Raw genomic sequence first — 448 nt, forward strand, 5'->3', positions numbered from 1 at the left:
TCCCTGAAAACCGCCTCCCGGTGTAAGGTGACCGTGGAGGATTATGTAGCTTCCAAAGATGAGTATCAAGGGTGCTAATATCTTGGTTGTAGTCTTTATGATAGTCGTTGTCATCCTTTCACCTCCCTTCTACGCAGCACCATTAAAACTCCAGAAACTGCTGTAAACAGAACAGTTGCCTCACCAAGAGTATCGAAACCTCTGTAATCAAAGACTATGCTCGTAACGACGTTGTTAGCTGAGGCTTCAATTTGAGCATGGGTTATGAACCAATCATCCATCTCTCTGTGAGGAGGCTCTCCAAAGGGCCTGAGGCTAATCATTGCTGCAAGTAGGAAGAGCGTGAAGCCGAGGAAAGCCAGTAATCCAAGAGAAGTCCTCATTCTATCACCTCCTCATCAGTGGTGTTCTTTATTGCCAGCAGATACATTGCCGTTGTTAGACACGC

2 protein-coding genes are annotated in these 448 nt (G+C 46.2%); both read right to left on the minus strand.

The genetic code is table 11. From position 1 onward, the window contains the following. A partial coding sequence (locus E3E37_RS11070; RefSeq protein ID WP_305849830.1) for an MnhB domain-containing protein occupies positions 1 to 114 on the minus strand: 114 nt, incomplete at its 3' end. Next, positions 111 to 383: a hydrogen gas-evolving membrane-bound hydrogenase subunit E gene (mbhE, locus tag E3E37_RS11075; RefSeq protein WP_167717400.1), complete on the minus strand. Its 273-nt coding sequence runs from the start codon at positions 381 to 383 to the stop codon at positions 111 to 113. The genes mbhE and E3E37_RS11070, both read right to left, overlap by 4 nt. Positions 384 to 448: the final 65 nt, after the last annotated feature.

Origin of the sequence: Thermococcus sp. ES12, from assembly GCF_012027515.1 — an archaeon.
GTDB classification, from domain to species: Archaea; Methanobacteriota_B; Thermococci; order Thermococcales; family Thermococcaceae; genus Thermococcus; species Thermococcus barossii.

Excerpts from the sequence above, each read along its gene's own strand:
- mbhE (WP_167717400.1), bottom strand. The coding sequence starts at position 383 with ATGAGGACTTCTCTTGGATTACTGGCTTTCCTCGGCTTCACGCTCTTC.